The organism is Sphingobium sp. KKT206 (assembly GCF_055640555.1).
The window spans coordinates 1,015,113-1,041,342 of sequence record NZ_CM145764.1; the positions used below are offsets into that span (position 1 = coordinate 1,015,113).

General features: G+C 63.4%; 26 protein-coding genes and 1 tRNA gene. 18 read left to right on the forward strand and 9 right to left on the reverse strand.

All coding sequences use genetic code 11. From position 1 onward, the window contains the following. Position 1: 1 nt before the first annotated feature. From gspI to ACZ2HM_RS04815, 7 genes are read left to right on the forward strand one after another with little or no spacing between them, the layout of a single operon-like run. A complete protein-coding gene (gspI, locus tag ACZ2HM_RS04785; protein ID WP_470426794.1) occupies positions 2 to 328 on the forward strand; it encodes a type II secretion system minor pseudopilin GspI in 327 nt (108 codons plus the stop codon). Next, positions 328 to 1,029 (forward strand): type II secretion system minor pseudopilin GspJ, encoded by a 702-nt coding sequence (gspJ, locus tag ACZ2HM_RS04790; RefSeq protein ID WP_470426795.1) that lies wholly within the window; start codon positions 328 to 330, stop codon positions 1,027 to 1,029. Before gspI ends, gspJ begins: the two co-directional genes overlap by 1 nt. Further along, on the forward strand, positions 1,022 to 2,011 hold the full coding sequence (gene gspK, locus ACZ2HM_RS04795) for a type II secretion system minor pseudopilin GspK (protein ID WP_470426372.1): 990 nt from the start codon (positions 1,022 to 1,024) through the stop codon (positions 2,009 to 2,011). Before gspJ ends, gspK begins: the two co-directional genes overlap by 8 nt. After that, positions 2,008 to 3,126 (forward strand): type II secretion system protein GspL, encoded by a 1,119-nt coding sequence (gspL, locus tag ACZ2HM_RS04800; RefSeq protein ID WP_470426373.1) that lies wholly within the window; start codon positions 2,008 to 2,010, stop codon positions 3,124 to 3,126. The genes gspK and gspL overlap by 4 nt, the downstream gene beginning before the upstream one ends. Continuing rightward, on the forward strand, positions 3,123 to 3,611 hold the full coding sequence (gene gspM / locus ACZ2HM_RS04805; RefSeq protein WP_470426374.1) for a type II secretion system protein GspM: 489 nt from the start codon (positions 3,123 to 3,125) through the stop codon (positions 3,609 to 3,611). The genes gspL and gspM overlap by 4 nt, the downstream gene beginning before the upstream one ends. Further along, positions 3,608 to 4,330, forward strand: coding sequence for a type II secretion system protein N (locus ACZ2HM_RS04810; protein WP_470426375.1), 723 nt, complete (start codon positions 3,608 to 3,610; stop codon positions 4,328 to 4,330). The genes gspM and ACZ2HM_RS04810 overlap by 4 nt, the downstream gene beginning before the upstream one ends. Beyond that, a complete protein-coding gene (locus tag ACZ2HM_RS04815) occupies positions 4,327 to 5,067 on the forward strand; it encodes a prepilin peptidase (RefSeq protein WP_470426376.1) in 741 nt (246 codons plus the stop codon). The genes ACZ2HM_RS04810 and ACZ2HM_RS04815 overlap by 4 nt, the downstream gene beginning before the upstream one ends. 6 nt (positions 5,068 to 5,073) lie before the next feature. Here the strand turns inward: ACZ2HM_RS04815 and ACZ2HM_RS04820 are convergent. The 3 genes from ACZ2HM_RS04820 to ACZ2HM_RS04830 all read right to left on the reverse strand — a co-directional run bounded on the left by ACZ2HM_RS04820 (position 5,074) and on the right by ACZ2HM_RS04830 (position 6,998). Beyond that, positions 5,074 to 5,150: transfer RNA gene (locus tag ACZ2HM_RS04820), tRNA-Pro, on the reverse strand. Positions 5,151 to 5,255: 105 nt separating this feature from the next. Further along, complete coding sequence (locus ACZ2HM_RS04825) at positions 5,256 to 5,468, reverse strand: hypothetical protein (RefSeq protein WP_037472731.1); 213 nt, start codon at positions 5,466 to 5,468, stop codon at positions 5,256 to 5,258. 156 nt (positions 5,469 to 5,624) lie between these two features. Then, positions 5,625 to 6,998, reverse strand: a complete 1,374-nt coding sequence (locus tag ACZ2HM_RS04830; RefSeq protein ID WP_470426377.1) for a M20/M25/M40 family metallo-hydrolase — start codon at positions 6,996 to 6,998, stop codon at positions 5,625 to 5,627. A gap of 102 nt (positions 6,999 to 7,100) precedes the next feature. On the opposite strand from ACZ2HM_RS04830, the gene ettA reads away from it, so the two are divergent. Continuing rightward, the gene (gene ettA, locus ACZ2HM_RS04835) at positions 7,101 to 8,786 is read left to right on the forward strand and encodes an energy-dependent translational throttle protein EttA (protein ID WP_470426378.1); all 1,686 of its coding nucleotides are present in this window, start codon (positions 7,101 to 7,103) and stop codon (positions 8,784 to 8,786) included. Between the two features lie 23 nt (positions 8,787 to 8,809). After that, positions 8,810 to 9,931 (forward strand): 5-methyltetrahydropteroyltriglutamate--homocysteine S-methyltransferase, encoded by a 1,122-nt coding sequence (locus ACZ2HM_RS04840; RefSeq protein WP_470426379.1) that lies wholly within the window; start codon positions 8,810 to 8,812, stop codon positions 9,929 to 9,931. A gap of 184 nt (positions 9,932 to 10,115) precedes the next feature. Here ACZ2HM_RS04840 and ACZ2HM_RS04845 read toward each other — a convergent pair whose 3' ends face one another. Both ACZ2HM_RS04845 and ACZ2HM_RS04850 read right to left on the reverse strand, forming a co-directional pair. Continuing rightward, entirely contained in the window at positions 10,116 to 10,931 is an 816-nt protein-coding gene (locus ACZ2HM_RS04845; protein WP_470426380.1) for an NYN domain-containing protein, read from the reverse strand. Positions 10,932 to 10,941: 10 nt separating this feature from the next. Next, positions 10,942 to 11,580 carry a carbonic anhydrase gene (locus ACZ2HM_RS04850; protein ID WP_470426796.1) on the reverse strand — a complete coding sequence of 213 codons (639 nt, stop codon included), beginning with the start codon at positions 11,578 to 11,580 and terminating at the stop codon, positions 10,942 to 10,944. A 65-nt stretch (positions 11,581 to 11,645) separates the two neighbouring features. Between ACZ2HM_RS04850 and lipA the strand changes: the two genes are divergently transcribed. Beyond that, entirely contained in the window at positions 11,646 to 12,587 is a 942-nt protein-coding gene (gene lipA, locus ACZ2HM_RS04855; protein WP_037472212.1) for a lipoyl synthase, read from the forward strand. A 7-nt stretch (positions 12,588 to 12,594) separates the two neighbouring features. Continuing rightward, a complete protein-coding gene (locus ACZ2HM_RS04860) occupies positions 12,595 to 13,071 on the forward strand; it encodes a type II toxin-antitoxin system RatA family toxin (protein WP_037472214.1) in 477 nt (158 codons plus the stop codon). On the opposite strand, the gene ACZ2HM_RS04865 is transcribed toward ACZ2HM_RS04860, so the two are convergent. Together ACZ2HM_RS04865 and ACZ2HM_RS04870 are read right to left on the reverse strand one after the other, a co-directional pair. After that, positions 13,017 to 13,535, reverse strand: a complete 519-nt coding sequence (locus tag ACZ2HM_RS04865) for a CinA family protein (protein ID WP_069066707.1) — start codon at positions 13,533 to 13,535, stop codon at positions 13,017 to 13,019. The two genes, ACZ2HM_RS04860 and ACZ2HM_RS04865, sit on opposite strands and share 55 nt — an antisense overlap. Positions 13,536 to 13,539: 4 nt before the next feature. Beyond that, positions 13,540 to 14,709: a bifunctional 2-C-methyl-D-erythritol 4-phosphate cytidylyltransferase/2-C-methyl-D-erythritol 2,4-cyclodiphosphate synthase gene (locus ACZ2HM_RS04870; RefSeq protein ID WP_470426381.1), complete on the reverse strand. Its 1,170-nt coding sequence runs from the start codon at positions 14,707 to 14,709 to the stop codon at positions 13,540 to 13,542. 110 nt (positions 14,710 to 14,819) lie between these two features. Here ACZ2HM_RS04870 and dusB point away from each other — a divergent pair, with 110 nt between their 5' ends. The 7 genes from dusB (at position 14,820) to hflX (ending at position 24,240) form a co-directional block, all read left to right on the forward strand. Continuing rightward, positions 14,820 to 15,842: a tRNA dihydrouridine synthase DusB gene (gene dusB, locus ACZ2HM_RS04875; RefSeq protein ID WP_470426382.1), complete on the forward strand. Its 1,023-nt coding sequence runs from the start codon at positions 14,820 to 14,822 to the stop codon at positions 15,840 to 15,842. Further along, the gene (locus ACZ2HM_RS04880) at positions 15,839 to 16,948 is read left to right on the forward strand and encodes a two-component system sensor histidine kinase NtrB (protein WP_069066704.1); all 1,110 of its coding nucleotides are present in this window, start codon (positions 15,839 to 15,841) and stop codon (positions 16,946 to 16,948) included. The genes dusB and ACZ2HM_RS04880 overlap by 4 nt, the downstream gene beginning before the upstream one ends. Next, on the forward strand, positions 16,948 to 18,393 hold the full coding sequence (gene ntrC / locus ACZ2HM_RS04885; RefSeq protein WP_470426383.1) for a nitrogen regulation protein NR(I): 1,446 nt from the start codon (positions 16,948 to 16,950) through the stop codon (positions 18,391 to 18,393). The genes ACZ2HM_RS04880 and ntrC overlap by 1 nt, the downstream gene beginning before the upstream one ends. Positions 18,394 to 18,504: 111 nt before the next feature. Then, entirely contained in the window at positions 18,505 to 20,775 is a 2,271-nt protein-coding gene (locus tag ACZ2HM_RS04890; protein WP_470426384.1) for a sensor histidine kinase, read from the forward strand. Continuing rightward, entirely contained in the window at positions 20,765 to 22,135 is a 1,371-nt protein-coding gene (ntrX, locus tag ACZ2HM_RS04895; RefSeq protein ID WP_037474542.1) for a nitrogen assimilation response regulator NtrX, read from the forward strand. Before ACZ2HM_RS04890 ends, ntrX begins: the two co-directional genes overlap by 11 nt. Before the next feature lie 142 nt (positions 22,136 to 22,277). Further along, positions 22,278 to 22,760 carry an RNA chaperone Hfq gene (gene hfq / locus ACZ2HM_RS04900; protein WP_037474544.1) on the forward strand — a complete coding sequence of 161 codons (483 nt, stop codon included), beginning with the start codon at positions 22,278 to 22,280 and terminating at the stop codon, positions 22,758 to 22,760. Between the two features lie 145 nt (positions 22,761 to 22,905). Further along, complete coding sequence (gene hflX, locus ACZ2HM_RS04905; RefSeq protein WP_037474547.1) at positions 22,906 to 24,240, forward strand: GTPase HflX; 1,335 nt, start codon at positions 22,906 to 22,908, stop codon at positions 24,238 to 24,240. Between the two features lie 4 nt (positions 24,241 to 24,244). Here the strand turns inward: hflX and mazG are convergent, their stop codons facing one another. Beyond that, the gene (gene mazG, locus ACZ2HM_RS04910) at positions 24,245 to 25,024 is read right to left on the reverse strand and encodes a nucleoside triphosphate pyrophosphohydrolase (RefSeq protein WP_470426385.1); all 780 of its coding nucleotides are present in this window, start codon (positions 25,022 to 25,024) and stop codon (positions 24,245 to 24,247) included. A 148-nt stretch (positions 25,025 to 25,172) separates the two neighbouring features. After that, positions 25,173 to 26,177, reverse strand: a complete 1,005-nt coding sequence (locus ACZ2HM_RS04915; protein ID WP_069064301.1) for an IS30 family transposase — start codon at positions 26,175 to 26,177, stop codon at positions 25,173 to 25,175. Between the last annotated feature and the right edge of the window lie 53 nt (positions 26,178 to 26,230).

Genomic DNA, 26,230 nt, shown 5'->3' on the forward strand with positions numbered 1-26,230 from the left:
GATGCTCGTCGCGCTGGCGGTGTTCAGTCTGGCGGCATTGGCGCTGGTGCGGTTGCAGGGGGTGACGCTGCGGACTGCGGCCGATCTCGACAGCAAGGCGTTGGGTCAGATCGTCGCGCGCAACCTGATGGTGGAGGTGCAGAGCGATCCTTTGCCGCCTTCGGTGGGCGAAGAGGAGGGCGCGGTCGCCAATGGCGGGCGGAACTGGCGTTGGCACCGGATCGTCAAGCCGACCGACGACCAGCGGTTGTTGCAGGTGGACCTGACTGTCGATGGACAGCCGGGTGCCTCGCCCGTGGTGCTGAGTTTCGTGCGGGTGGTGGAGTGATGCATCCCTTCCGCCTCCCTCTGTTCGCGTTGCGCGAAGGCTTCTCGACTTCGCTCGAAGCGAACGGCGAGAATGGTCCGGACGCTGGCTTTACGTTGATCGAGTTGCTCGTCGCGCTGATGATCTTTGCGATGTTGGCCAGTGCGGGCGTGTTGTTGCTCGGCAATAGCGTGTCGGCGCAGGCGCAGATCAAGGCGCGGCTGGACGATATGGCGGCGATCCAGCGGGCGGGCGGGGCGCTCGCGGGCGATCTGGGGCAGGCGGTGCCGCGCATCAGCCGCACGGAAAGCGGCACGCTGGCGCCGGCCTTCTGGGCCAATGGGGAAGGCGAAGGCCAGCCGGTGATGCAGTTCGTGCGCGGCGGTTGGGACAATCTGGGCGATTTGCCGCGGCCTTCGCTGCAAAAGATCGAATATTGGGTGCGGCAGGGGCGGCTGGAGCGGCGCAGCTATGCGCAACTGGACGGCGCGGCGGGCGATGAACCAGCGGCGCTGCTGGACAATGTCGAAGCGGTTGTCCTGAAATTTCGCGATGCGCAGGGCAAATGGCGGGACGATTGGACCCCGACCCAGCCCGACCTTCTTCCTCGCGCGGTGGAGATGGTGCTGACGCGGACCGGCGAGCCGCCGGTCACGTTGCGCTTCCTGGTCGCGCCCGGCCCGGTCGAGCAGCCGATCATCGAAGGCGCAACCGGTGCCTGATCCGCGCAAGCCCAATGAACGCGGTGCGGCGCTGCTGACGGTATTGCTGCTGGTCGCGGTCATGTCCGTTGTCGCTGCGACCGCGCTTGAACGGGTGGCGCTGGCCACGCGCATGACCGGCAATGGCGGCGCGATCGATCAAGCGCGGGCCTATGCCGATGCCGGGACGCAGATTGCGCGGATGCGGATCGGCGATCTGGTCGCGTCCAATCCGGCCAGGATCACGCTGGCGGGTGGATGGATGGGTACGCCCCAGAGCATTCCCGTCCCCGGCGGCATTGCGACGGCGCGGGTCACCGATGGCGGCAATTGCTTCAATCTGAACAGCGTCGTGACGGGCGAGAGCGAGGCCAGCCTGAAGGTCCGGCCCATCGGCGTATCGCAATTTCAGGCTTTGCTCCAGGCGTTGGGTGTCGATGCGCGACAGGCGCAGGGTGCTGCGGCCGCGCTCGCCGACTGGGTCGATAGCGACAGTGTTGCGCAGCCGGGTGGTGCGGAGGATGAAACCTATGCGCAGGCCCCGCGCCCCTATCGCGCGGCAAACCGTTTGATGGTCGATGCCAGCGAATTGCGCGCGGTCAACGGCATTACGCCCGCCATTTACGATCTGGCGCGGCCATGGGTTTGCGCGTTGCCCGTCACGGATTTGTCGCCGATCAACATCAATACGCTGCTACCGACGCAGGCGCCCTTGTTCTCGATGCTGTTGCCGGGGCAATTGTCGGTGGCGCAGGCGCGGCAATTGCTGGCGCAGCGGCCACCGGACGGCTACGGCAGCACGGTGCAATTCTGGGCTATGCCTTCGCTTAGCGGCCTGTCGCCGATGACCGAGGTGGCGGAGCAGGTCAAATTGACGACGGGGTTTTTCGAAGTGGACGTGTCGGTGAATGTCGGGGGAACGCAATTGGTGGAGCGCGCGCTGATCGACGCGCGGGAGAACCCGGCGACGATCGTGCGACGCAGTTGGGGCGCGGGCGCATGAGCGCACGCGATGCCCTGATCGTCTTTCTGCCCGAAGCGGAAGAGGCGGAGCCGCACTGGATGCGGGTGATCGACGGCGCGCTGGTGCAGGCGGGCGTGGGCGCCAATTGGCTCGCCGCCTGTGGCATTGCCGCCTTGCCCGATCAGGCGCGGGTGATGTTGGTGCCGCCGGCCGCTTTGGTGGCTTTGCATTGGACCGCCCATCCCGACCTGCCGGTGCGGCAGGGGCGGGCGGCGGCGCGGTTGGCAGTGCTGGCGGGTGGCATCGCGCCAGCGGACCAGTTGTTCGCCGCCCCTTGCGCCAATGAAGATCCCGCTCGGCCGCATATCATCGCGCTCGCCAGCCGCGCCGACATGCAGCATTGGTTGCTATGGGCGCAGCATCATGGGTTGGACCCTGATCTCATCGTCCCGGCGGCGCTGTTGCTGCCTGAGCCGGAAAGCGGCTTCTCGCGTGGGGAGATTGGCGGCGCAACCGTGCTGCGTGGCGTCGACATGGCGCTGACCGGCGACATGGCGTCGGCCGCTCTGATCGGCGATGCACCGATTGCCGATATGTCGCCTGGTTTGATCGAGGGGCGCGCCATCGCCGCGCTCGACAATCCACCGCTTGATCTGCGCCAAGGCGATTTTGCCAAGCGGGTGCGGCGGTCGATCGACCAGCGGGTGATAGGACGGATTGCCCTGTGGAGTGGCTTTATCCTACTCGCCAGCCTGTTGATTGCGCTCATCGGCATTGCGAAAAATTATGGTGAGGCCAGCCGCCTTGACGCGGACAGTCTGGCGCAGGCGCAGCAAGTGCTGCCGGGCACCAGTGATCCGGCGCAGGCGCTGGCCGAAATGGAGGGGCAGCTTGCCGCTCGCGGGGCGGGTGGGCGTGCCTTTACCGCACCGGTTGCCGGATTGCTGAGCGCGATGCAGGATGCACCGGGTGTGGCGCTGACCAGCTTGTCGCGCGACCCGGACGGGATGGTGCGCGCGACCCTGGCCTCGGCCAAGGCCGATGACATCAACATTGTGTTGCTCGCGCTGCAGGCGGCGGGCTTCACGATCACGGCCACCCCATCGCAGGATCCGGGCGGGCGAACGCTGGCGGATATTACGGTGCGGTCATGATGGAACGGATGAAAAGCCTTTGGGCTGAACGCTCGGCGCGGGAACAGGTGATGCTGGGCGTGATGCTGGCGCTGTTGGCGGGCGTGATCCTGTGGTTCGGGGTGGCGATGCCGCTTGATCGGGCCCAAATCGCGGCGCGCGATGGCCTGCGAGCCGCGACCGACCGCAATGCGGCGGTGCGCGCGGCAGTCAAGCAGTTGAAGGCATTGCCCCGCAATGCGCAGGCGGCAGGGCCAAGCGCGCCGATCGACCAGTTGGTTGGCCAGAGCGCCGGCGAGGCGGGACTGACGCTGGAACGGGCGCAGGCACAAGGGGCGGACCGGATGGATATCGCGATCGCCTCGGTTCGCCCGGTGGCGCTGTTCAGCTGGCTTGCCACGCTGGAAGCGCAAGGCGTGCGCGTCGATACGATGAGCGCGCGGCCTGCACCCACGGCGGGCAGCGTGTCGGTGCAGGCCGTGCTTGCGCGAGGGAACGGACAATGATGGGCCTGACCCTGTCGCGTCGGATGCGGATCATCCTGATCGTCACGCTGGCGCTTGGCCTGCTGATCTTCCTGCCGATGCGCGTGGCGCTGGGCCTGGCCGGGCTGGAGCGGCTGGGCGTTGCCGCGCGCGAGGTGCGGGGGACGGTGTGGAGCGGGCGGATCGACCAGTTGATGCTGGGCGAGATGCCGATGGGGAGCGTGCGCGCTGGCCTGTCGCCCATTGCCCTGCTGACCGGGCGTGCGCGATTCGACATAGAGCGGCGCAGCGGCCTGGCCGACGATATTGGCGGCGCTTTGACGGTCGGCTTCGGCCGGATTGGCATCGACGATGTGACGGGCGCTGTGCCGCTGGGTCGCACCTTTGCGCCGCTCCCAGTGGGTAGCCTGATGCTGGAGGATGTCAGCGCCTATTTCGCCGGAGAACGCTGCGGCCATGCCGAGGGGCGAGTGCGGGCGCGGATGGCGGGGCAATTTCCCGGCCTCAACCTGACGCAGGGGCTTTCTGGCGTCGTCAACTGCGAGGGCGATGCCTTGCTGCTGCCGCTGATCAGCCAGTCGGGGATGGAAAAGTTGACGCTGCGCATCTGGCGGTCGGGACGCTATTCTGCTGAAATGCGGGTGGAGACGGCGGATCCGACGCTGGCCGGGGCGCTGGGACTGGCGGGCTTTACGGCTGTTGGCAACGGGCAGTTGCTCAAGGTCGACGGCACGCTGTGATCGAGCCGGTTGCGGCGCTGATCGGCGGCCTTGCGGGTGCCATTCTCGGCAGTTTTCTCGCGACGCTGATCCTGCGCTGGCCGCAGGGGCGCAGCGTGATGCGGGGGCGATCGGCCTGTGACGGGTGCGGGCGGACGCTTGGCGCGCGGGATTTGATACCGTTGTTCAGCGCGATGATGCAGCGCGGGCGATGCCGTAGTTGTGGGGCAGCGATCGACCCTTTGCATGGCCGGGTCGAAGCGGGATGCGCGGTGATTGGTGCGCTGGCCTTAGGCGCCATGCCCAATCTGGGCGGTATTGGCTGGGCTGTGTTCGGCTGGTTGCTGCTGACGCTGGCGGTGCTGGACTGGCGGCATTTCTGGCTCCCCGACGCGCTGACGCTGCCGCTGGCCTTTCTGGGCTTCACCATCGGCCTGTGGGCGACCGACGTGGCGCTGGTCGATCGCGCCATTGGTGCAGCGGCGGGCTATGGCGCGCTACTGGCCATTGCGCTGGGCTATCGGGCGGTGCGGGGGCGGGACGGGCTGGGCCTGGGCGATGCCAAGCTGCTGGGCGCGCTCGGCGCATGGATGGGCTGGCAAGCCTTGCCCTTCATCCTGCTGATCGCGTCGGCGACGGGTCTGTTGGTGATGCTGATGACGGGCAGGGCCAAGGAAGCCGGTGCGCGCGTCCCGCTGGGGACGTTCCTGGCGCTGGCGGCTGTGCCGGCCTGGATCATCGTGCAGCGCATCATGTGAGGTAAGTGGTCGGGGAGACAGGATTCGAACCTGCGACATCCTGCTCCCAAAGCAGGCGCGCTACCAGACTGCGCTACTCCCCGACGTCGATGCGCCTTAGCGGCCCAATGTGCGTGCCGTCAATCGACTTACAAACAAAAAGGGCGGACCTGACGGCCCGCCCTTCGGAAATCTCGCTGACGCGAAGATTACATCGCGTTCGCAGCGTTGTTTGCCATCATCGCAGCGTTGTCGGCAGCGTTGGCGGCATTCATGGCATTGTCCGAGGCGTTCATGGCGTTCTCGACGACATTCTCAACCACGGCGTTCGAAGCGTTCGCGGTTTCGTTGGCCGGGGTCTCACCGCAAGCGGCGAGAGCCATCAGGCTGGCCGAAGCGAAAACTACAGCGATCTTCTTCATTGTGTACGGCTCCCATAGCATTTTGCCGCGTCAGCCACTTTATGATGTGACCCTACGCGAGCGACCCGCATTAACGTGTGCGCTGCACAAATCAATGCTTTTCTGCGTCGGTGAAGCGACAGAATCACGCGACGGGGTGTTGTCTACAATAAAAGTTCAGTTAACGCCCATGGATTCTGATGCATTGGCGATAAGGTTCAATGTGACGGCCCAGGCGGCGACGTTTTGGCGCAGTTGCGCGGGGTCCACCTTGTCCAGCGTATCGTCGGGCGTGTGGTGCAGATCGAAATAGCGCGTGCCATCCTGTTGCAGGTCGATGACGGGCACGCCCGCCCGCACCAAAGGCGCGATATCCGCGCCGCCGCCAGCCTCCTGCTTGCTTGCGCCGATGCCGAGCGGGGCCAGTGCCGCCGCTACGCGCGTCGCCAGCGCTTCATGCCCTTGCGGTAGCTTGAAATCGACGCGCCACACCCGGTCGGCACCAAAGTCCGACTCGATCGCCAGCGCATGTTTTTCCGCGCCATGGGCCTTGAAATAAGCGCGCGCACCGTCGCCGCCGACTTCCTCTGCGCCCGCCATCAGCACGCGGATGGTGCGGCGGGGCTGGCCTGCTTTCGCGACATGCAGGGCGGATGCCGCCGCAATGGCGCAGCCGCTGGCATCATCGATAGCGCCCGTGCCCTGGTCCCAGCTGTCGAGGTGACAGGCCGCGACGACGACGCCTGCGGCCGGATCGCTGCCAGGAATTTCCGCGATGACATTGCCCGATGGCTGATCCTTGAGCATCTTCGATGTCAGGGTGAGGTGCAGCTTGACCGGCTGTCCGCGCGCAATGACGCGGGCGAGTTGTTCGGCATCGGGTACGGAGAGCGCCGCGGCCGGGATCGGCGTGACGCCATCGGCCCACATCTGCACGCCGGTATGGGGCATGCGGTGATGGTCAGTGCCGATCGAGCGGATGAGGATCCCGATCGCGCCCTTCTTCGCCGCGATGCTTGGCCCCTGCCGACGCGCTGCGCCGAAATAGCCGTAGGAGGAGCCGTCCTGCGTTGCTTCCATACCATGGCTGACGAAGGCGATCTTGCCCTTCAGGCTCGCATCGGGGGCCGCTTCCAGATCGGCGAGGGTCGGGAAATAGACGACTTCGCCGGTAATCCCCTTGTCCGTGGTCGATCCGCTATTGCCCAGCGCCGCCAGCACCAGATTTTGCGGGAAGGGCGAAAGGATCTTCGCTTCGTCGCGCCCGCGCACCCATACCGGCATGGTATAGGGTTCGGCCCGCACATTGCTGAACCCCAGCGCCTTGAGCTTGGCCACTGCCCAGTCACGCGCGCGCGCCTCCTGCGGCGTGCCAGCCGGGCGTGGCCCGACTTCGGTGGTCAGCCCTTCGGTAAAGTCCCAGGCGACGTCGTCCTTGAGCGCCGCCTCGCGAATCGCGGCGCTGTCTGCTGGGGCAGCGAAGGAGAGGGTGGGGGTGAAAGCGCTGCCAAGGAGGAGGGCGGCCAGCGTGCCCGATCGGATTTTCTGCATGGATGGGAGCGTAGCGAGCGATCACCCATTTGCCAATGCGTCCCGCCTCCGCTAACTCCGCGCCAAATCCTTTCTCTGTCTTTATTCGGAGCTGCAGAACCCATGTCCGCCTCCTCGCAATATGCCTATGTCATGAAGAGCATGACAAAGACCTTCCCCGGCGCGCCCAAGCCGGTGTTGAGCAATATCAACCTGCAATTTTATCGCGGGTCCAAGATCGGCATCGTCGGGCCGAACGGCGCGGGTAAATCGACCCTGATCAAGATCATGGCCGGGATCGACACCGATTTTTCGGGCGAAGCGTGGCCGGGCGAGAATATCACGGTCGGCTATCTGGCGCAGGAGCCGCAGCTCGATCCCAACAAGAATGTCCTGGAAAACGTCAAGGACGGTGCCCGCGAGATTGCGGACAAGATGGATCGTTTCAACGAGATCAGCAACATCATGGCCGATCCGCCCGAAGACGTCGATTTCGACGCGCTGATGGAGGAAATGGGCACGTTGCAGGAGCAGATCGACGCGGTCGATGGCTGGACGCTCGACAATCAGCTCGAAATCGCGATGGAAGCGCTGCGCTGTCCGCCGTCCGACCTGTCGGTCGAAAATCTGTCGGGCGGTGAAAAGCGCCGGATCGCGCTGACCCGACTGCTGATCCAGAAGCCAGACATCCTGCTGCTGGACGAACCTACCAACCATCTCGACGCCGAAAGCGTCACCTGGCTGGAAAATCACCTGAAGGAATATGCGGGCGCGGTGCTGATGATCACCCATGACCGCTACTTCCTCGACAATGTCGTGGGCTGGATCCTCGAACTCGATCGCGGCAAATATTTCCCTTACGAAGGCAACTACTCCACCTATCTGGAGAAGAAGGCCAAGCGTCTGGAGCAGGAGGACCGCGAGGCCACCGGCCGCCAGAAGGCGATAAACGACGAGCTGGAATGGATCCGGGCGGGCACCAAGGGGCGTCAGACCAAGTCCAAGGCGCGTATCAAGAAGTTCGAGGAACTGGTCGCAGGGCAGAACAACCGCAGCCCCGGCAAGGCGCAGATCGTCATCCAGGTGCCAGAGCGTCTCGGCGGGAAGGTCATCGAGTTCAAGGGCATCAGCAAGGCCTATGGCGACAAGCTGTTGTTCGAAGACCTGTCCTTCCTGCTGCCACCGGGCGGCATTGTCGGCGTGATCGGGCCGAACGGCGCGGGTAAATCCACGCTGTTCAAGATCATCACCGGTCAGGAAACGCCCGATAGCGGCGAAGTGGATATCGGTACGACCGTCCGTCTGGGCTATGTCGACCAGAGCCGCGATCATCTCGACCCAACCAAGAATGTCTGGGAGGAAATTTCCGACGGCCTCGATTATGTGAAGGTCAATGGCCATGACATGTCGACGCGCGCCTATGTCGGTGCCTTCAACTTCAAGGGGCAGGACCAGCAGAAGAATGTCGGCAAGCTGTCGGGCGGTGAGCGCAACCGCGTCCACATCGCCAAGATGCTGAAAAAGGGCGGCAACGTCCTTCTGCTCGACGAACCGACCAACGATCTCGACGTCGAAACGCTCGGCGCGCTGGAAGAGGCGATCGAAAATTTCGCGGGCTGTGCCGTGGTCATCAGCCATGACCGCTTCTTCCTCGATCGCTTGGCCACCCACATCCTTGCGTTCGAAGGCGACAGCCATGTCGAATGGTTCGAAGGCAATTTCGAAGCCTATGAAGAGGATAAGCGCCGCCGTCTGGGCGATGCGGCCGATCGGCCCACGCGCCTCGCCTATAAGAAGCTGACCCGATAATCGCGCATCACGGATTTTTGACGATGACCAACTCTACCCCTCCGTTCCGTGCCGACCATGTCGGCTCGTTGTTGCGGCCCGCTGCCGTTACCGCTGCCCGAAAGGCGTTTTTCGAAGAAGGGAGCATCTCCCGCGCGGAATTGTCCGCGATCGAAGATGCCGGGATCGTCGAAGCGGTAAAGATGCAGGAATCCGTTGGCCTCAAGGTCGTGACCGACGGCGAAATTCGCCGGTCCTTTTGGCATTATGATTTCATGGGCGGGCTGACCGGCTTCGACCTGGAACAGCGTGACCCGGAGGAAGGCGCGCAATTTCATGGCGTCAAATTGCGACCGACCTTCCCGGTCATCACGGGCAAGCTGGACTTCCCCGCAGACCATCCGATGCTCGACCATTTCCGGTTCCTGGCGAAAACGACCAGCGTAACGCCGAAGATTTCGATCCCTGGCCCAAGCTGCTGCCATTTTCGGACCGCAAAGGAGGATATTCGCGTCCCCGAATATGCCGATCTCGATGCCTTGTTTGCGGACCTGTCCGCGACCTATGCCAAGGCGGTTCAGGCTTTTTACGACGCGGGCTGCCGCTATCTGCAGATGGACGATATTTTCTTCGCCTATCTCTGCGACCCGAAGCATCGCGCGCAGAAGGTGGCCGAGGGCATCGATCCCGACTGGCTGATCACGGCCTATGCCCGCATGATGCAGGATGCGATCAAGGATCGTCCCACCGACATGCTGATCGGGATGCATATGTGCCGCGGCAATTTCCGCTCCACCTGGGCAGCCGAAGGGGCTTATGATCTGGCGGCGGATGCCATCTTCAATCAGACCGGCGTCGATCTGTTCTTCATGGAATATGATAGCGAGCGGGCCGGAGGTCTGGAGCCGCTGCGCTTCCTGGCCAAGGGCAAGCAGCGGGTCTATCCCGGTTTCATCACGACGAAGGTGCCCGATCTGGAGCCGATCGACGGGTTGAAGCGGCAGATCGAGGAAGCCGCGAAATATGCAGACATCGACCAGCTCGGCATTGCGCCCCAATGCGGCTTTGCCTCCACCGAAGAGGGCAACGCGATCACGCCGGATGAACAGCGGGCGAAGCTCGAACTCGTCGTACAGACGGCACAAGCCATCTGGGGCGAAGCCTGATTCCATTGCGGTTGCAACATTTGCAACCGCAGACCATCGCTTTGCACTTGTTATGATACCGCTATCAATGCAGGAAGACGGTGCCTTTCAGGCATCCTCTCCTAAAACTTTACGGGCCGGTCTTTGCGAAGACCGGCCCTTTTTTTGTGATCGTCGGTAGCGTCGCGGCTTTCCGTCGCGCGGATCAATTGACCCGCTTGATCCAGACCTGTCCGCCTTCGCGCGTTTCCGAGATGAAATTGGGAATGTCCTGCACCAAGTCGGACAGGCGCTTATAGCCATAATTGCGCACGTCGAAGCTGGAGCGGTTGCCAGCCAATTGGCCTACCGATCCCAATCGCACGAATCCGCGTTCGTCGCGGGTGACCGATCCATAGGCGTCGATCAGCAATTTGATGACTTCCTCGTCCACGGCTTTCTTCGCCACCGGGGCGGGTGGCGCGGCTTTGGCCGGGCTGGTTTTCGCCGGCGCGCTTTTTTCGGTAGCTGGCGGCGACTTGGCAGCGGTTGCTGTCACTTTCTTCGCGACCGGCTTGGTCAACGGCACTTCGGCTGCGGCCAGTGCCGCGACGTCGATGAAGCGGGTGCAGGCGCGACGGAAGCCTTCGGGCGTCTGGACCGAGCCGAAGCCATAGACCGGGATGCCTTGCTGCCGGATGCGGGTGACGAGCGGGGTGAAGTCGCTGTCGCTCGACATCAGGCCAAAGCCATCGACCCGGCCCGATGCCATCAGGTCCATGGCGTCGATCGTCATCTTCATGTCGGTGGCGTTCTTGCCTTTGGTCAGATCGAACTGCTGCTGCGGCTCGATCGCCTGCGCGACCGAGAGCGCGGCCCAGGTCTTGAGCGTGGTCTTGCTCCAATTGCCATAGGCGCGGCGGATATTGACCGTGCCGAGTTCGGCCAGGACGGTCATCACCGGATCGAAATGCGCAGCGGACGCATTGTCGGCATCTATCAGCAGCGCGATATTGCCGCTGCCATCGCGTGTCGACGCCATATCAGTCCTTTCAGGCGGGCGAGAAAATGCCGCTTTGCTCGTCCATGACGTGCAACTGGCCGTCGGCAATGGCGAAGAAGGCACCGACGAGTTTCAATTCGCCCTTGCGTTCCTTGGAACGGACGCAGGGGAAGGTGCGCAGGTTGGCGAGGCTTACCTTAACTGCCTCCTGCTCCATCGCCCGTTCGACTTCGTCGCTACGTTCGTCGCCATGGGCAGCAATCACCGTCTCGCGTGCATCGTCGAGCAGTTCGATCCAGGCATGGATAAATCCGCCGTCGCCCGGTTCCGCATCTTTCAGATCATGGCTGAGCGCGGCCTTGCAGCCGCCGCATTTGCCATGGCCCATGACGACGATCTCGCCGACTTTGAGCACCTGCACCGCAAATTCCAGCGCCGCCGACACGCCATGATGGCCAGGCGTCGTTTCGAACGGGGGCACGAGGGCAGCGACGTTGCGGACGACGAAGATTTCGCCGGGGCTGCTGTCGAAAATCTGGGTCGGGTCGACCCGGCTGTCGGAACAGGCGATGACCATGACGCGGGGGCTTTGCCCTTCGTTCAATTCATCCCATCGGCCGCGCTGTCGCGCCCATCCGGTTTCACGGAAGCGGCGATAGCCTGCGAGCATGTCGGTAAAGTCGGTCATGCGACGGGGTGTGCCCGACAATATCAGCACTGGCAAGACCGGCCCTGCATCGCTATCTGGGGCCAATGAACGACATCGCCCCCATCCCCGTGCCCGGCCAGCCGGAGCGTATGCGCAAGCCCGACTGGATCCGCGTCAAGGCACCGACCAGCCCCGCCTATCATGAGACGCGCAAGTTGATGCGGGACAAGGGGCTGGCGACGGTATGCGAGGAAGCGGCCTGTCCCAATATCGGCGAATGCTGGTCGAAGAAACATGCGACCGTCATGATCCTGGGCGATGTCTGCACGCGGGCCTGCGCCTTCTGCAACGTCAAGACGGGGATGCCGCGCAAGGTAGACGTTAATGAGCCGCAGAATCTGGCCGATGCGTCGGCGGAGATGGGGCTGGAGCATATCGTCATCACCTCGGTCGATCGCGATGATCTGCCCGATGGCGGGGCGTCGCAATTCGTCAAGGTGATCGAGGCGCTGCGCCGGACGACGCCCAACACGACGATCGAGATACTGACCCCTGACTTCCGCAACAAGCATGAGCGGGCGGTCGAGATGATCGTCGCGGCGCGGCCGGACGTCTATAATCATAATCTGGAGACGGTGCCGCGCCTCTATCCGACCATCCGGCCCGGTGCGCGCTATTATGCGTCGCTGCGATTGCTGGAGTCGGTCAAGCGGCTCGATCCGTCGATCTTCACCAAGTCGGGCATCATGCTGGGCTTGGGCGAAGAGCGGCTGGAAGTGCATCAAGTGATGGACGATATGCGGTCGGCCGATATCGACTTCCTGACGATGGGCCAATATCTGCAGCCCACGCCCAAACATACCAAGGTGATGGAGTTCGTCACCCCGGCGGCGTTCAACAGCTATGCGGCGATCGCGCGGGCCAAGGGATTCCTGCAGGTCGCGTCCAGTCCGCTGACCCGGTCGAGCTATCATGCCGGCGAGGATTTCGCGCAGATGCGCGCGGCGCGTGAAGCCAAGCTCGCCAAAGCGGCCGTGAAGGCCTGAATTCTCGATGCCCAAGCATAGCGAAACCCGCCATCTGCCCTATACGCCGACCCAGATGTTCGACCTGGTGTCCAATGTCGCGGCCTATCCTGAATTTCTGCCCTGGGTCAGTGCGATCCGTGTGCGATCGGACAGCGAAGCGGACATGGTTGCCGACATGATCGTGGGCTTCAAAGGGATAAAGGAAAGCTTCACCTCGCGCGTTCACAAGCATCGCCCCGACCATGTCCGGGTCGATTATATGGACGGGCCGCTGAAGCATCTGCACAATGAATGGCGCTTTCGCGATGACGGGCAGGGCGGGGTATTGGTGGATTTCGAGGTCGAATTCGAGTTCAAGAACCGCTTGTTCGAAATGCTGGCGGGCCAGGTGTTCGACCGGGCGTTGCGCAAGATGATCGGCGCATTCGAAACCCGCGCCGCCGCGCTTTATGGCGCGGAGGGTTCGGGCAGCAGCAGTTCGAGCGCGCATAGCGCCGCCTGAAGCCGGACGCCGCCGCGGCCGGTATCACCGAAATGCCGCATGTCGGCGACGACCTTGTCCGCCGACGCGCCGCGTTCGGCGCGGGCGAAGACGACCGTGCCGACCGGCTTTTGCTCCGTGCCGCCACCCGGCCCGGCGATCCCGGTGATGGCGACGGCGACATGGGCGTGGCTTTGCTTGAGTGCGCCTTGCGCCATGGCCCAGGCGGTGGCGATCGAGACGGCGCCGAAGGTTTCCAGCACATCCTGCGACACTTTGAGAAGTTCGACCTTCATGTCATTGGAATAAGTGATGAAACCGGCTTCGAACACGTCGGATGATCCGGCGATTTCCGTCAGCGCAGCCGATACCAGCCCGCCGGTGCAGCTTTCCGCCACGGCGACGGTGCGGCCTGCGCGCCGGTTGGCGATGATGACGCGCTCGGCGAGATCGACGAGTTCGGCGGGAAGGATGTTGTCAGGCATGGTGTCAGGATAGCGCGGGAAGGGAGAGGGTGGCAACCGCCTGCGCCGCAATACCTTCGCGCCGCCCGGCAAAGCCCAGTCGCTCCGTGGTGGTCGCCTTGACGCTCACCCGGTCGATCGGCACCGCGAGAATGGTGGCGATGCGGGTTCGCATGGCGTCGCGATGCGGGCCGATCTTGGGCGCTTCGCAGATGATGGTCAGGTCGATATGATCGATCCGCCCGCCGCGCGCCGTCACCCGATCGCCCGCATAGGCGAGGAAGCGGTCGGACGAGGCACCGCGCCATTGCGAGTCGGAAGGCGGGAAATGGCTGCCGATATCGCCTTCCGCCAGCGCGCCGAGCAGCGCATCGACAATGGCGTGGAGGGCGACATCGGCGTCGCTATGGCCGGCGAGGCCGCGATCATGCGGCACCAGCACGCCGCCCAGCCACAATAATTCGTCCGCCGCGAGACGATGGACGTCATAGCCCATGCCGACGCGCACGGTCATTGCTGACGCGAGCCGGGCTTCGGCGCGGGCAAAATCCTGGGGGTAGGTCAATTTTTCCAGTCCTTCATCGCCATCCACCAGGATGGCGTCATGGCCCGCTGCGCGGAGAATTTGGGCGTCGTCGGTGGCTTCGCGCGTGATGTCCCAGGCCTGGTGCGCCGCGAGTATCGTGTCGAAGCGGAAGGCTTGGGGCGTCTGCACCCGAAACAGTGCGTCGCGGGGTACGCCGTCGGCCATGCGTCCGTCCATGCCGCGCACCAGCGTATCGGCGACGGGCAGCACGGGGATCGCGCCTTGCGCATCGTCTAGCGCGCCGAGCAGCCGGTCGATTACCGCGGCGGGCAGGAACGGCCGCGCGGCGTCGTGGATCAACACCCGTGCTGCGCCACCCGCTGCGGCAATCGCCTCCAGCCCGGCGCGCACGGAGCCGCGGCGGCTATCGGCGCCTTCGATGAAGGAGGCCACGCGATCGCCGAGCAGTTTGCGGGCAATGTCTTCCTGCCCTGCGCCCAGCACGATATGGATCGCATCGATCGCGCCATGCGCTGCGAGCGCGCCATAGGCATGGGCCAGCACGGCCTTGCCCGCGACCAGGCGAAATTGCTTGGGCGTGTCGCCACCGGCCCGGTTGCCCTGCCCCGCCGCGACGAGCAGGGCGACGGTCTTGCTGTTGTCTATCATGGGGCCAGCGCATAGCCGAGTGCCGGGAGGGCCGCCAGACCCCATCCCTTGCCGACCCCTCCCATTTCGGCTATGGCCTGCCTGTTTTTTAGGCAGTAGCATCAGAGTTTATGTCCAGGCTTTCTCCCATCTCCATCGGTCCGGTCACCATCGCGACGCCGGTCGTTCTTGCGCCGATGACGGGCGTGACCGACATGCCGTTTCGCACGCTGGTCCGTCGCTATGGCTGCGGCCTCAATGTGACCGAGATGATCGCGACCGCCGCGATGATCCGTGAGACGCGCCAGTCGTTGCAAAAGGCAGCCTGGCATCCGCTGGAAGAGCCGGTGTCGATGCAATTGGCGGGCTGCTCGCCGACCGAAATGGCCGAAGCCGCCAGGCTGAACGCTGACCGCGGCGCGGCGATCATCGACATCAATATGGGCTGCCCGGTCAAGAAGGTCGTCAATGGCGATGCGGGTAGCGCGCTGATGCGCGACCTGCCGCTGGCCGCTGCGCTGATCAAGGCGACGGTCGAGGCAGTGGACGTGCCGGTGACCGTCAAGATGCGGATGGGATGGGACCATAGCAGCCTCAACGCGCCCGAACTGGCGCATATCGCCGAAGATCTGGGTGCGAAACTGATCACCGTTCATGGGCGGACCCGGTGCCAGATGTACAAAGGCAGTGCTGATTGGGGCTTCATCCGCTCCGTCAAGGAGGCGGTGAAACTGCCCGTGATCGCCAATGGCGACATCTGCTCGATCGAGGATGCCGATATGGCGCTGGAGCAGAGCGGCGCGGATGGCGTGATGATTGGGCGCGGTGCCTATGGTCGGCCTTGGCTGATCGGGCAGGTCATGGCCTGGCTGGAGCGCGGCGAGCGTATTCCCGATCCGACGCTTGAGGAACAATATCACGCGATCATAGGCCATTATAAGGCAATGCTCGACCATTATGATAACCATACCGGCGTCAATATGGCGCGCAAGCATATCGGCTGGTACACCAAGGGGCTGACCGGATCGGCCGAGTTCCGCCATGCCGTGAACCAGGAACCTGATGCGGCCAAGGTGCTAGACATGCTCGCCGGTTTCTACGAGCCGCTGATCGCCAGCGGTGCGGATGCCACCGCCATGCGCCAGGCGGCATGACCGTCGCCATGACGGTCGTCCCGCCGCTTCGCATGCAGCAGGACGGACCATCGCTTAGCGACCAGATGACGGCATTGCCGGTCGCGACCCTGTTGGTGCGGCCGGACAACAGCATTGCCGAAGCCAATGTCAGTGCCGAGACGTTGCTCAACATGGCGCGATCGGCCATCATCGGCAGCGATGTGGCGCGGACCATCCGTATCGCAGAAGCCGGGGCGCGCTTCGATATCTGGCACAGTAACAAGCCGATCGCCGCCTATGACATCAAGGTTCATGCCGGGCGCACCGCCGAGATGGAGGTCGACCTGATGATCTCCCCGATCATCGATCATGAAGGCTGGCGGGTCGTGTCACTCCATGCGCAGAGCCAGGCGCGTAAGATCGGCCATCGCGGCACATCGGGCGGCGCGCGCTCGGCGATGGGTGCAGCGGCGATTTTGGCGCATGAGATCAAGAACCCGCTATCGGGTATCAGGGGCGCAGCACAACTGCTTGAATCGGGGCAGGATGGCCGTGACAGTGCCTTGACCCAGCTCATCTGCAACGAGGTCGACCGCATCGCTGCGCTGATCGACCGGATGCAGGACTTCACGACCGACCGGACGCTGGAATGTCGCCCTGGCAATATCTATCCGCTGATCGACCGGGCGGCGGGGATTGCGTCGGCGGGATTTGCAAGAAACGTAAAGATCATAAAACATTATGATCCATCCTTGCCATTCGCCAACATCAATGAAGATGCGTTGGTGCAGGTGATGATCAATCTGCTCAAAAATTCGGCCGAAGCGCTGGAGCAGGTCGAAAATCCCTCCATCCGCGTGGAGACGGCCTTTCGCCATGGCGTGTCCGTGGTGATGGGTGGAGGCAAGGGGAGTGCGGTCCTGCCGATCGAGATCGTCGTGGTGGACAATGGACCGGGCGTTCCCGAACATATTTTGGACCATCTGTTCAACCCCTTCATCACTGGCAAACGGGACGGGCAGGGGCTGGGGCTGGCGTTGGTCGATAAGCTGGTCCGCGACATGAGCGGCTTCGTCCAATATTCGCGCGATGCGCAGGCGGGCGAATCGACGTTCCGTATCCTCCTGCCGATGGGCATGGGCTGATGGCGGCGACGGGGTCCGTTCTGGTCGTCGATGACGATCCGGCCATCTGCGTGGTAGTGGGCGAGGCGCTGCGGCGGCAGGGGCATAAGGTGAAGACCGCCGCGTCGATCCGCGAGCGGGCGGCGCTGATGGAGAGTTTTCGGCCCAACATCCTGATCACGGACGTCATGCTGCCCGATGGCGATGGGCTGGAGGGCGTGGCGGACATCATCGCCAGTCGCCCGGACCTGAACGTCATCATCCTGTCGGCGCAGAACACGCTCAACACCGCGATCCGCGCGACCGAAAAGGGCGCGTTCGAATATCTGCCCAAGCCGTTCGATCTCAACGAACTGACTCGTGCCGTCGCAGATGCGCTAGGCACGCGGGAGAGCGCGACGGAGGAGGAGGGCGATGGCGGGCTGCCGCATGACGGCCTGCCGCTGGTCGGTCGATCGCCCGCGATGCAGGAAGTCTATCGGACCATCGCGCGGGTGCTTTCCAACGACCTGTCGATTCTGGTGCTGGGCGAGTCGGGCACGGGCAAGGAACTGGTGGCCGAAGCGATCCACAGCCTGGGCCAACGACGCACGCGCCCTTTCATCGCCATCAACATGGCGGCGATTCCGCGCGAACTGATCGAGGCGGAATTGTTCGGCTATGAGAAGGGCGCTTTTACCGGCGCCCATGCCCGCACCGCTGGCAAGTTCGAGCAAGCGCAGGGCGGCACATTGTTCCTCGACGAGATTGGCGACATGCCGATGGAGGCGCAGACGCGGTTGCTGCGCGTCCTGCAATCGGGCGAGGTGACGACGGTGGGCGGGTCCAAGCCGGTGCGGGTCAATGTCCGCATCATTGCCGCGACCAACAAGGATCTGCCGCCGCTGATCGAGGAAAATCGCTTTCGGCAAGATCTCTATTACCGGCTGAACGTCGTGCCGATCGCATTGCCCGCGCTGCGGGAGCGGCGCGATGATGTGATCTTGCTGGCGCGTCATTTTCTGGAGCGGGCGGCGCAGGAAGGCCTGCCGCGCAAGACGCTGGCGGACGATGCGGCGCAATTGCTGATGGCCTATCATTGGCCGGGCAATGTGCGCGAATTGCAGAATATGATGCAGCGCCTGTCGGTGCTGAGCCGGGAAAATGTCATCACCGCCGATATCCTGCGCAACATGCTGCCGATGGATGCTGTGCCCGCTGATTATGCCGCGCCCGCCGATCAGCTGGCCCACGCTGTGCGCGATTGGGCGAAGCGGCAGCTGGGTATCGGGCTGGGGCAGGCCAATCGCAGCCTACATGACGATTTGCTGGCGGTGATCGAGCCGATCCTGTTGCAGGAGGTGCTGTCGAGCGTCGATGGCAATCAGATTAGGGCTGCCGGATTGCTGGGCATTAATCGCAATACGCTGCGTAAGAAACTGACGGATTATGGCCTGGACCCGCTCCAGCTCCGCCTTGCCGACTAATCTGCATCAGCGGCATTTTCGGGACGAACCGACGGGCGATATCGACCAGCGACAGGTTTTGGCCCAAATACTGTGTTTGATCGGGCACGGCGTTGTTGTAACAAAGCCACTATGAACGGCGCGACCACATTTTCCCGGCGGGCATCGACATGGCGCCGACGATTGCCGCCTTTCCTGCGGCATGGGCGGTTGGCAACGCTGGTTGAGGGCGTAACGCTCGCCCTGTTCCTGGGCGTCGCGGTGCTGACCTATCAATTGTTGGCGGGCGGGAGCGCGCCGTCGGGCGACCTGCTGACCCCGCCGATCATCGCGCTGTTGCTGGTCGCCAACCTTGTGCCTGCGATCGCGCTGCTGATGCTGTTGGGGCGGCGCGTGGCCAAGCGGCGTGCGGCGCAATCGGCGATCGGCAGCGATGGGCAGTTGCATGTCCGCCTGGTCGCCATCTTCTCGATCGCGGCCAGCGTGCCGATGCTGCTGGTCGTGATCTTCGCGTCGCTGCTGTTCCAATATGGCGTGCAATTCTGGGCGTCCGACAGCGCGCGCGGGATGCTGCAAAATGCGAGCGACCTGGCGCGCGGCTATTATGAGCAGAATTTGCGCGAGGTGAGCGATGAAACCGTCACCATGGCGGACGATCTGCGCGATTATCTGACCCAGTCCGATGTCTCCAGCCCGCGCTTTGCCGAGGGTTTCATCTTTCAGGTGGTGACGCGCAAGCTGAACCGTGCGTCGATCATCGAGGTCGGCAAGGATGGCGTGGCGCGGACGGCGGCGACGGTCGAACCGGACAATCGGCCTGCGTCCGAGATATTGACGCCGGAAGTCACCAAGCGGCTGGCGGCGGGCGAAAATGTCGTGGTGCAGGCGCGGCAGAACCAGATCGAGGCGGTGACGCTGCTCTATCCGGGGTCGAAAATCTATCTCTACGTAACGCGCAATGCGGGCAGTTCGTCCTTTTCCAATGCGGAGCGGGCGAAGACGGTGATCGCGGACTATGACCTGTTCGCGGCGCAATCGCGCGCGTTGCAGTTGCGGTTCAACATCGCCTTGTTCGTGGGGTCGCTGCTGCTGGTCGGCATTGCCGTCTATATCGCGCTGGCGGTGGCCGACTGGATGGTGCGGCCGGTCAATGAGCTGGTGACGGCGGCGCGGCGGATCACGGCGGGCGACTTGTCGGCGCGCGTTACCAGCCTGCAGAGCCGCGATGAGATCGGCACGCTGGCAGCGGCGTTCAACCGGATGACACAGCGGCTGGAAGCGCAGACCGGCGCGCTGGTGGGCGCGAACAGCCAGTTGGACGAGCGGCGCGCCTTTATCGAAGCGATCCTGTCGGGCGTCAGCGCTGGCGTATTGTCGGTTGATCGTGACGGCGAAATTCAGTTGCTCAACCGATCGGCAGCCGCAATTTTGGTGGAGGAGGGCGATGATCCGGTCGGTCGGACATTGGCCGAGATCGCGCCGGAATTGGCGGAGTTCATTGCGTCGGGCGATGGCGCTGGCATCGTGCAGGTGCGGGCGCATGGCGACCTGCGCACATTGGCGGTCAAACGGTCCGAGGATGCGTCGCGCCATATTCTGACGTTCGACGATATTACCCAGCAATTGTCCGATCAGCGCCGCGCCGCCTGGTCCGATGTCGCGCGCCGGATCGCGCATGAGATCAAGAACCCGCTGACCCCGATCCAGCTGGCCGCCGAACGGCTCCAGCGCCGCTATGCCGAGGAAATCACGAGCGACCGGCCGACCTTCACCCGGCTGACCGGCACGATCGTCCGACAGGTGGGCGATCTGCGCCGGATCGTGGACGAATTCTCGTCCTTCGCGCGGATGCCCAAGCCCGTGTTCCGGCGCGAGGCCGTGGCCGACATTGCGCGCCACTCCTTATTCCTGCACGAGGTTGCGCATCCGGCGATCCGCTTCGAATTCCACACGGAACAGCCTGACCTCGAACTGGTGTGCGACCGGCGGCAGTTGGGACAGGCGCTGACAAATATCGTCAAGAATGCGGTGGAAGCCATTGAACCCAAGCCAGTTCCGGAAGATGGCAGTCCGCTTGGGCATGTCCGCATGACGCTGGCGGGCGAGGGCGACACGCTGATCATCACGGTCAGCGATGACGGCATCGGGCTGCCGCCCGAACGCGATCGCATCCTGGAACCCTATATGACGACGCGGACCAAGGGGACGGGTCTGGGCCTGGCCATCGTCAAGAAGATTGTGGAGGAGCATCTGGGGGAAATCCGCTTCGAGGATGCGCAGGGTGGCGGTGCGCGCGTGACATTGCGGTTTGCCGCAGGCGCGCTGGAACGATTGGAAGAGGGGCAGGTAATCGCCATGCCCCAAGGTAATTTGACGGGAAAAGTGACGGCCAATGGCGCTTGATATTCTGATAGTCGACGATGAAGAGGATATTCGCGATCTGGTCGCGGGTGTATTGGAGGATGAGGGCTTTACCGCTCGCACCGCCGGCAATGCCGATGCCGCGATCGAGGCGCTGGACGCGCGCCGCCCTTCGCTCGTCCTGCTCGACGTCTGGTTGCAGGGGTCGCGGATGGACGGCCTGGAGTTGCTGGACGAGATCAAGCGGCGTGACCCGACCATCCCGGTGCTGATGATTTCGGGCCATGGCAATATCGACACCGCCGTCGCCGCGATCCGCAAGGGCGCAGCCGACTTTATCGAAAAGCCGTTCGAGGCCGACCGACTGTTACACCTTGTCAGCCGCGCCACCGAGACCGAACGGTTGCGGCGCGAGAATCAGGTGCTGCGCGCCCGTTTCGGGCAGGATGACGAACTGACCGGCAGTTCCGCGTCGATCAATGGCGTGCGCGCCACGATCAAGAAGGTTGCGGGCACCGGCAGCCGCGTGCTGATTTCGGGTCCGGCGGGCGTCGGTAAAGAGATAGCCGCACGGATGCTGCATAGCTGGAGCGGGCGGGCCGATTCCCCCTTCATCATCGTTGCGGCCGCGCGCATGGACCCCGACCGGGTGGAAGAGGAATTGTTCGGGCTGGAGGATCAGAGCGGTCTCGTCCGCCCCGGCTTCCTGGAGCAGGCGCATGGCGGCACGCTCTATATCGATGAAGTCGCCGACATGCCGATCACCACGCAGGGCAAGATTTTGCGCGTGCTGACCGACCAGAGTTTCACACGGGTGGGCGGTCAGCGGCATGTGAAGGTGGATGTGCGGGTTATCTCGTCCACGGCGCGCGACCTGGCGGGCGAGATTGAGGAACGGCGGTTCCGTGAGGATCTTTTCTATCGCCTCAACGTCGTGCCGCTGGCCATTCCGCCGCTGTCCGAACGGCGCGATGACATACCGCCGCTGGTCGAACATTATCTCGCCCGCTTCGCCGCAGAGCGGCGCGTGCCGCCGCCGGAAATGGCGAGCGATGCGATGGCCGCGCTGCAGGCCAATGAATGGCCGGGCAATGTCCGCCAGTTGCGCAACGTCATCGAACGCACGATGATCCTGGCGCCGGGTGACCGGATCGGCCGTATCGAACTCGACATGCTGCCGCCCGAATTGACCAGCGGTGGCGGCGGGGAAGGGATGGGCCAGTCCGCGATCATGGGCGCGCCGCTACGGGAGGCCCGCGAGAGTTTCGAGCGGGAATATCTGCGCATTCAGATCCGTCGTTTTTCGGGTAATATCTCGCGCACCGCGACCTTCATCGGCATGGAACGATCGGCATTGCACCGGAAATTGAAGCTATTGGGGATAACCGACGACAAGGAATAGACGCGCGCCATTCCCCATGGACGACTGTTCGCAATTGCGATACGATCGTTGCGCCTCCGACAAGCGGGGGCAAGCAAGACACCCTGCTTAAGGGCGCACGAGCGGGTAACGTCCCGCCAAGAATAAAGGACTGGCGACGACCATGGCCGACAAAATGAACAATTTGCAGGATATTTTCCTCAACAGCCTGCGCAAGAGCAAGACCCCGGTGACCATGTTCCTGGTCAAGGGCGTCAAGCTGCAGGGCATCATCACCTGGTTCGACAATTTTTCCGTGCTGCTGCGCCGCGATGGCCAGTCGCAGCTTGTCTACAAGCATGCCATTTCGACCGTCATGCCAGCGCAGCCGATGGACTTGTCCGACCTGCGCAAGGCGAGCGAGGGCAATGGCAAGGCCAAGCTCCTCCAGGAAATCTTCCTGTCCGCCGTCCGCAAGTCGGGCAGCCCGGTGACGATGTTCCTGGTCAATGGCGTCATGCTGCAGGGTGAAATCGCTGCCTTCGACCTGTTCTGCATGCTGCTGGAACGCGATGGCATGGTCCAGCTCGTCTACAAGCACGCCATTTCGACGGTCCAGCCGCTCCATGCGCTCGACCTGACCGGCGAGAATGAACAGGACGATTGACCGGCCCTGCGCGGAACGCACACGCCGTCCGCATTTCATCGAATAATAGTCTATGCGCTCCCGCGCAGGCCTTTGCCCCGTTCCTCCGTTGAACCGGGTATTTGTCTGTTCGGGAGCGTCCTGTGTTTTGAGGCGTTAAACTTCCATGGCCATATTCAATCGCGATTCCGAAGATGAAGTGGCGCGCGGCGCGCGCGCTGTCGTCGTTCATGCCGAAACCCATGGCGGCGACCGGCGCGACAGCGACGCCCGGCTGGAGGAAGCGCGCGGCTTGGCCTTGGCGATCGGCATCGATGTGCGGGCGGCGCAGGCGTTCCGTGTGCGCGACCGCAAACCCGCCACCCTGTTCGGCAGCGGTCAGGTCGATCAGATCGCGACGCTGGCGCGGCAGGAAGAGGCCGACCTCATCATCGTCGATAACAGCCTATCGCCGGTCCAACAGAGTAATCTCGAAAAAGCCTGCGAGGCCAAGGTCATCGACCGAACCGGGCTGATTCTGGAAATTTTCGGCGAACGCGCGGCGACCAATGAAGGGCGGCTGCAAGTCGAGCTTGCGCATCTTGATTATCAAGCCGGGCGCCTGGTGCGCAGTTGGACCCATTTGGAGCGGCAGCGCGGCGGCTTCGGCTTTCTGGGTGGTCCTGGCGAAACCCAGATCGAGGCGGATCGGCGGATGATACGCGATCGCATGGCCAAGATCCGCAAGGAACTCGATCAAGTCACGCGCACGCGCGGGCTGCATCGCGCCCGGCGGCAGCGTGCGCCCTGGCCGGTGATTGCGCTGGTGGGCTATACGAATGCAGGCAAATCGACGCTGTTCAATCGCATGACCGGCGCTGACGTCATGGCGCAGGACTTGCTGTTCGCGACGCTTGATCCGACCATGCGCCAGATTGCGCTGCCGGGTCTCGACAAGGCGATCCTGTCCGACACTGTGGGTTTCGTTTCCGATCTGCCAACCCAGTTGATCGCGGCGTTTCGCGCCACGCTGGAAGAAGTGTTGTCGGCCGACTTGATCGTGCATGTTCGCGACATTGCCCATCCGGACAGCGATGCGCAGCGCGATGATGTGCTGGATGTCTTGGGTGAACTGGGCGTCGCAGGCGAAGCTGCGCTGGAGCGGGCTGAGGGTGAACCGCCCGCGCCACTGATTATCGAGGCGTGGAACAAGCTTGATTTGCTGAACGCCGACGCTGCGGTGTTGGCGCGCGAAACGGCGGCGCGGCGCGATGATGTGGCCATCTTGTCGGCGCTGACCGGGGAGGGCGTGGACCAGCTTCAACGCATGATCAGCGATCATATGACCACAGGCGCGAAGGTCTATGGCCTGCGCATTCCGGTGTCAGATGGCGCGGCGATGGCCTGGCTTCACGAACATGGTGAAGTGCTGTCTACGGATGTGGAAGAGGAGGAGAGCCGGGTCGAGGTACGGCTATCCGATGCGGCCTTTGCGCGGTTCGGGAAGCGCGGCGAGGCCTAGGTGCTTAGGGCGTTTTCTCCTGCCGCTTGGCCTGCTGCCATAGCTCTTCCTTCGCTTCGAGCGACAGGGCGGTGAAGTTCGCTCCGGCCTGCTGCTCCATCGCGCGGAAGCGGCGATCGAATTTTGCATTGCCTGCGCGCAGAGCGGCTTCCGGATCGACCTTCAGATGACGTGCGAGGTTGACGACGGCGAACAACAGGTCGCCGACTTCCTCGTTGCGTTCAGCCTGAGTGGTCGCAGCGCGGACTTCGTCCAGTTCCTCCACGATCTTGTCGATGGCGCCGGCCGTATCGGGCCAGTCGAAGCCGGTACGGGCGGCGCGCTTCTGCAGCTTTTCGGCGCGAAGCAGCGCGGGCAGGGCGTTCGCGACACCGGCAAGCGCGCTGGGGTCCGGTTCCTTTTCGGCCCGTTCGGCGGCCTTGATCGCCTCCCATTGGGCATGGCCGTCTTCACGCCGTGCGTTTTCCCCGAAGACATGGGGATGCCGCCGGGTCATCTTTTGGGTGATGCCGTCGATCACATCCTGCAGATTGAAATGCCCGGCCTGTTCGGCCATGCGGCTGTGAAAGGCCACCTGGAGCAGAAGGTCGCCCAGCTCATCGCAAAGCGCCGCCATATCGTTGCGCTCGATGGCGTCGGCGACTTCATAGGCTTCCTCGATCGTATAGGGCGCGATCGAGCCGAAATCCTGCGCGATGTCCCATGGGCAGCCGGTGTTCGGGTCGCGCAGCCGCGCCATGACGGTGGCAAGCGGCATGATGTCGGCGGGACTGGCTTTGGACATGGGCGGTTCCGGCTGTTGGAGAGGTTGATCCAGCCGATAGGGCCTGTGCCGGGCTATGGCCAGAGGCGGTTTCGATTTGAAGCGCGACATCCATGGGATGCGTAGCATTTCATCCAGGGTGGGGCGAGCCCCACCCTGGATGGCAAATCTACCGGGCGTTGAGGAGGGTGATTTGCTCTCCCAGAACGTCATGCGGGGTGCGATAGTTCAGGCACTTGCGAGGGGTGCTGTTGATGCGATCAGCAACGGCCTGGATTTCCTTATCCGATAGCAACGCCAGGTCCGTGTCAGACGGCAGGAAGCGCCGTATGCGACCGTTGCTGTTTTCCACGCTGCCCTTTTGCCAGGGTGCCGATGGCAGGCAGAAATAGCTCGTCATCGCGAGTTTCTTCTGGAGTGTCACAAAGGCAGCAAATTCCGTTCCCCGGTCAAAGGTGATGCTCTGACGCAGGGAAGGGGGCAGCATGTGCAAGTGGTGCTGGATTCCCGACATGACGCCGGCGGAATGCCGACTGGGATTGCGGGCGAGGATAGTAAACCGGCTGCGGCGCTCGACCAGCGAGGTGAGGTTGGCTTTGCCATATTCCAACCTGAAGATCATCAGGTCGCCTTCCCAATGACCAAAGCTGCTGCGATTACCGATTTCGGAAGGGCGTTTGCCAATGGTGTTGGCCAAAGGGATATGCAGACCGCGGGGCTTGCGCGCATAGCGCTGCCGTCGAGATCGACGGGCAACAGGCAGAAGGCGCCACAGGCCCTGGCTTCGTCCGTCCGGCCCATAGACGAACTGGTAGATGGTCTCGTGACAGACGGCTTCACGATTACCGCGATGGCGTCGAAGGTATCCCGCAATCTGCTCCGGCGACCAGGCTGCTGACAAGCGGTCGGCGATATAGGCGGCAAGCTCGGGCTTTCGGGCGATTTTGCCGCCACGCACCCGGCGCCTGTCCGCCATCGTTTGTGCGGCCGTTGGAAAATAGCCACGAAACACCGGCTCGTCATCGAGATGCTGATTACGTTTGAGCTCGCGATAGATGGTCGAACGATGTCGCTGCAGCGACGCTGCTATCTGATGCACGGACCGCCCGGTTGCAGCCAGTTGATAGATCTGTCGCCGCTCATCCAAACCCAGATGCTGGTAGCCGTTCATCATGTGCCTTCCTGGAAAGGGGATCAAACCCCTATAAATCCTAGGATTTCGCACTT

Bases quoted from the DNA above. Each gene is read 5' to 3' on its own strand.
- gspM (WP_470426374.1), top strand. From the start codon at position 3,123: ATGATGGAACGGATGAAAAGCCTTTGGGCTGAACGCTCGGCGCGGGAA.
- mazG (WP_470426385.1), bottom strand. From the start codon at position 25,024: ATGTCCAAAGCCAGTCCCGCCGACATCATGCCGCTTGCCACCGTCATG.
- gspJ (WP_470426795.1), top strand. From the start codon at position 328: ATGCATCCCTTCCGCCTCCCTCTGTTCGCGTTGCGCGAAGGCTTCTCG.
- ACZ2HM_RS04870 (WP_470426381.1), bottom strand. From the start codon at position 14,709: ATGATAGACAACAGCAAGACCGTCGCCCTGCTCGTCGCGGCGGGGCAG.
- ettA (WP_470426378.1), top strand. From the start codon at position 7,101: ATGTCCGCCTCCTCGCAATATGCCTATGTCATGAAGAGCATGACAAAG.
- ACZ2HM_RS04840 (WP_470426379.1), top strand. From the start codon at position 8,810: ATGACCAACTCTACCCCTCCGTTCCGTGCCGACCATGTCGGCTCGTTG.
- gspI (WP_470426794.1), top strand. From the start codon at position 2: ATGCTCGTCGCGCTGGCGGTGTTCAGTCTGGCGGCATTGGCGCTGGTG.
- gspL (WP_470426373.1), top strand. From the start codon at position 2,008: ATGAGCGCACGCGATGCCCTGATCGTCTTTCTGCCCGAAGCGGAAGAG.
- ACZ2HM_RS04880 (WP_069066704.1), top strand. From the start codon at position 15,839: ATGACCGTCGCCATGACGGTCGTCCCGCCGCTTCGCATGCAGCAGGAC.
- hfq (WP_037474544.1), top strand. From the start codon at position 22,278: ATGGCCGACAAAATGAACAATTTGCAGGATATTTTCCTCAACAGCCTG.
- ACZ2HM_RS04830 (WP_470426377.1), bottom strand. From the start codon at position 6,998: ATGCAGAAAATCCGATCGGGCACGCTGGCCGCCCTCCTCCTTGGCAGC.
- ACZ2HM_RS04915 (WP_069064301.1), bottom strand. From the start codon at position 26,177: ATGATGAACGGCTACCAGCATCTGGGTTTGGATGAGCGGCGACAGATC.
- ACZ2HM_RS04890 (WP_470426384.1), top strand. From the start codon at position 18,505: ATGAACGGCGCGACCACATTTTCCCGGCGGGCATCGACATGGCGCCGA.
- ACZ2HM_RS04865 (WP_069066707.1), bottom strand. From the start codon at position 13,535: ATGCCTGACAACATCCTTCCCGCCGAACTCGTCGATCTCGCCGAGCGC.
- ACZ2HM_RS04845 (WP_470426380.1), bottom strand. From the start codon at position 10,931: ATGGCGTCGACACGCGATGGCAGCGGCAATATCGCGCTGCTGATAGAT.
- ntrC (WP_470426383.1), top strand. From the start codon at position 16,948: ATGGCGGCGACGGGGTCCGTTCTGGTCGTCGATGACGATCCGGCCATC.
- ACZ2HM_RS04810 (WP_470426375.1), top strand. From the start codon at position 3,608: ATGATGGGCCTGACCCTGTCGCGTCGGATGCGGATCATCCTGATCGTC.
- ACZ2HM_RS04825 (WP_037472731.1), bottom strand. From the start codon at position 5,468: ATGAAGAAGATCGCTGTAGTTTTCGCTTCGGCCAGCCTGATGGCTCTC.
- dusB (WP_470426382.1), top strand. From the start codon at position 14,820: ATGTCCAGGCTTTCTCCCATCTCCATCGGTCCGGTCACCATCGCGACG.
- ACZ2HM_RS04860 (WP_037472214.1), top strand. From the start codon at position 12,595: ATGCCCAAGCATAGCGAAACCCGCCATCTGCCCTATACGCCGACCCAG.
- ntrX (WP_037474542.1), top strand. From the start codon at position 20,765: ATGGCGCTTGATATTCTGATAGTCGACGATGAAGAGGATATTCGCGAT.
- ACZ2HM_RS04850 (WP_470426796.1), bottom strand. From the start codon at position 11,580: ATGACCGACTTTACCGACATGCTCGCAGGCTATCGCCGCTTCCGTGAA.
- lipA (WP_037472212.1), top strand. From the start codon at position 11,646: ATGAACGACATCGCCCCCATCCCCGTGCCCGGCCAGCCGGAGCGTATG.
- hflX (WP_037474547.1), top strand. From the start codon at position 22,906: ATGGCCATATTCAATCGCGATTCCGAAGATGAAGTGGCGCGCGGCGCG.